Source organism: Synechococcus sp. H55.9, assembly GCF_047462355.1.
Lineage (GTDB): Bacteria > Cyanobacteriota > Cyanobacteriia > Thermostichales > Thermostichaceae > Thermostichus.
Genome location: NZ_JANSJB010000001.1, coordinates 67,611 through 70,906, shown reverse-complemented (window position 1 = coordinate 70,906; position 3,296 = coordinate 67,611). Strand labels below are relative to the sequence as shown.

Annotated in this window: 3 protein-coding genes; 1 reads left to right on the top strand and 2 read right to left on the bottom strand. The window is 64.2% G+C overall.

Features of this window, described 5'->3' with window-relative positions:
* Positions 1 to 972 (top strand): DNA-processing protein DprA (dprA, locus tag NW857_RS00375; protein ID WP_414367672.1); only part of this gene is annotated, 972 nt, incomplete at its 5' end.
* On the opposite strand, the gene NW857_RS00370 is transcribed toward dprA, so the two are convergent.
* Entirely contained in the window at positions 911 to 1,660 is a 750-nt protein-coding gene (locus tag NW857_RS00370) for an SOS response-associated peptidase (protein WP_414367671.1), read from the bottom strand. The two genes, dprA and NW857_RS00370, sit on opposite strands and share 62 nt — an antisense overlap.
* A gap of 10 nt (positions 1,661 to 1,670) precedes the next feature.
* On the bottom strand, positions 1,671 to 3,296 hold a 1,626-nt coding region (locus NW857_RS00365; RefSeq protein WP_414367669.1), incomplete at its 5' end, for a putative maltokinase.

The window sequence follows — 3,296 nt, the reverse complement described above, 5'->3', positions numbered from 1 at the left end:
CCGGCCCTGCTGCAGGTAGAGGGCATTGGCCCCACCCTGGCAGAAACGATTGTCTCTGCCCGTCCTGGCCTCGACCCTGGGGAGATCCTGGAGCAAACCCAAAAGCCGGGGATCCCCTTCCTAACCCCTGCGGATCCCGGCTATCCGCCCTTGTTGTGGGAGCTGCCGGATCCACCGCCCCTTCTCTACGTCTTAGGCGAGTGCCCCGACTGGCAGCAGCCGGCCATCGCTATTGTCGGCACCCGCGCCCCCACCCCCTACGGTCAGCAGTGGACCCAGAAAGTCAGCGCCGCCCTGGCGGAAGCTGGCTGCGTGGTGGTGTCGGGACTGGCCACCGGGATCGACGGCATTGCCCACCAGGCCTGCCTGGAGGCAGGCGGCAAGACGGTGGCCGTGGTGGGAACTGGGGTGGATCAGGTTTACCCCGCCCACCATCGCGCTCTCTACCGGCGCATCCTGGAACAAGGGGCCGTCCTCAGCGAATATCCCCCCGGCACGCCGCCGGCCAAGGAGCACTTTCCCCAGCGCAACCGCATTATCGCCGGCCTCTGCCGCGCCACCCTGGTGATGGAGGCCCCAGAGCGCTCAGGGGCGCTGATTACCGCTCACCTGGCCAACCAATACGGGCGGGAGGTGTATGCCCTGCCGGGGAATATCGACACGGCAGCGGCCCGCGGCTGTCTGCACCTCATCCGCAGTGGTGCAGCGATGATCCTGGGGATCGAGGAGCTGCTCCAAGAGCTGGGCTTGGTTGAGGGATCCCCTCTCCCAGACCAACCCTTGTCCGCCGGCCCCAGGGATCCGCAGCAGCAGCTTCTCTGGCAGCTCCTGGGCAACGACATCCTCAGCCTCGATGCCCTGGCTCAGGCCACCCAGATGGACATTGCCACCCTCTCCAGCACCCTGCTGCTTATGGAACTGGAGGGCTGGCTGGTGCAACTGCCGGGGATGCGCTACCAGCGGGCTCGCTGAGGTTGGATCCCTGCACCGCTTCTCCGATGGGAGCCCGGCATGTGGGATCCTCGTGGCGAGGGTTGTTGACATGGGTGCTGACGGGGTAGGCGGCCATGGCCTCTGCCGGGTAGGGGCGAAGCAAGGGCAGGAGCCGCGCCGGATCCCGCACCTGCGGATCCAGCCAGAGGTCGTAATCGTCTTCTAGCAAAATGGCCGGCATCCGCTCGTGGAAAAGCCCCATTAGCCGATTGGCTGGCGTGTTGAGGATGGCGCAAGTTTCTCTCTCCACCCCTTGTGGGCTGCGCCAGCGCTCCCAAATGCCGGCAAAGGCAAACACCGGTCGATCCAGCAGGTAAAACCAGTAGGGCTGTCGCTTGGCCGTGCCCTGGTCGGCCCACTCGTAGAAGCCATCTGCCGGGATCAGGCAGCGGCGGCGGCAAAAGGCCTGGCGGAAAGAGGGTTTCTCGGCCACGGTCTCGGCGCGGGCATTGATCCACCCGGCTTTGGGAGTGCGGCTCCAACTGGGGATCAAGCCCCAGCGGAACTGAGTGGCCTGGCGCTGAAGGGATCCCGCCACCACCGCCAGCAGCGGCTGAGCAGGGGCGATGTTGTAGCGGGGCTGGAGCGCCGCCACTGCCCCCCTCTCGAGTTGAAAATGCTGCTGCAGCCGTTCGGGAGCAACCGCCAGGCTAAACCGTCCGCACATCCGGGATCCCTCAAACCTGGGTGGAAATGCCCAGCAACTGCAGGATCCCCCGCAGCGGGATCTCCACCTGCTCGGGACGGTGGTTGAGCTCGTAGCCCAGCTCGTAGATGGCCTTCTCCAGCAGATAGGCCTCTAGCAGCACTTCCAGCTCCTGCGGGCTGCGGGGCAGAAAAGCCCCTTGGGAAGCCACCTGGAGATACTCGGCCAAGAAAGCAGCACAAACCCAGCGGTGCCAAAACTGGGCCCAGCGCATCATGTCGGGGCACTTGTCCCCGCAGACCAGGCCGCTTTCCAGTTGCTGGCGCAAGCCGGTGTGAACGGCGTAGTGGAAAGAGCGCAGCATCCCTGCCACATCCCGCAGGGGGCAGCGTTTGAGGCGGCGTTCTCCCAGGGAGCGGGCCGGCTCCCCTTCAAAGTCGATGATGACAAAGTCCTTGCCGGTAAACAGCACCTGGCCCAAGTGGTAATCCCCATGGCAGCGAGTGCGCAAAGCCGTGATCTTCCGCTCCAGGATGAGGCGGAAGCGGCTCATGATCTCCCCTTCTTGGTCGCGAACAGCCCGGGCCAACTTGGCCTCCACCTCCGGCAGCTTGGGGATCTGCTTGTTCAGCAGCGGAAACACCTGCCCCACCAAATTGCGCATGGATTGATAGATGGAGCGTTGGTAGAGACTGGAGAAGGGCTCGGGGGCAAAGTCTTTGTTTTCGGTGTCGGCAGCCAGAGCAAGGTGCAGCTCGGCGGTGCGCTTGGCCAAGATCCGCACCGACTCCAGGTAGCTGCCAATGGTGGCGTAGGCCAGCTCCGGCAAGGGGAGTTGAGACAGCTCCAAGAAGGATCCCTGCGGAACGGGCACGGGATCCACCTCTAGGTAGTGAACCAGCACCGTCTCGAAAAACTGCCCCAGGCTGTCCAGCGTGTAGTGCCAGGCATCCCCCTCGTTGGGGATGTACTCCTGCAAAATGGCCAACGTGATGGGCTGATCGCTGGGATCAAAGCCCCGCGCCCCACGGCGGCGGCGATATTCCAGGGATCCCAACAGCCGCGGCACCCGCACCTGGGGATGGTGCTCCAGCAGGTAGCGGCCGATCTCTAGCTCTGGATTCACCCCCTCGGCCACCTTGCGATAGAACTTGAGGATGTACTGATTGCCGTAGACCACCGAGGTGTTGCTCTGCTCCGCCTTGAGGATGCGGGGTTCAAGGCCGAGGTCGTACTCAAAGGGAGCAAAGGTGGTGGCCCACAGCTCCCCTGAGGAGTGGCGCAGGCGGCCCTGCTGGGCGATGATCTGCAGCGGCAACGACAAAAAGGTTTTATCGGCCAGCGCGTCGAAAAGCACGCCCGGCGGATCCCCGGCCACCTGCACAGGGAGGATGACTGCCTGGGGCGCCTCTACGCGCAGGTGCAGGGCCGCCTCTTGAGTGGCGTAGCCCACGGGTAAAGAGTAGAGTTCTGCTTCCCCCTCGGTAAACTCGACTTGCAAGAGCAAAATCTGGCCCCGAAAGGGGGGATCCCCTTCCCGGTTACAGGGAATGGCATCCAAAACCTGGGCCGACTGGATCTGGCGGGCTTTGGAGCCGAACCAACGGCAGCGGTAGAGGTAGTCGCCCAAGACCGCCTCCACCTGCTTTTGGCTTTC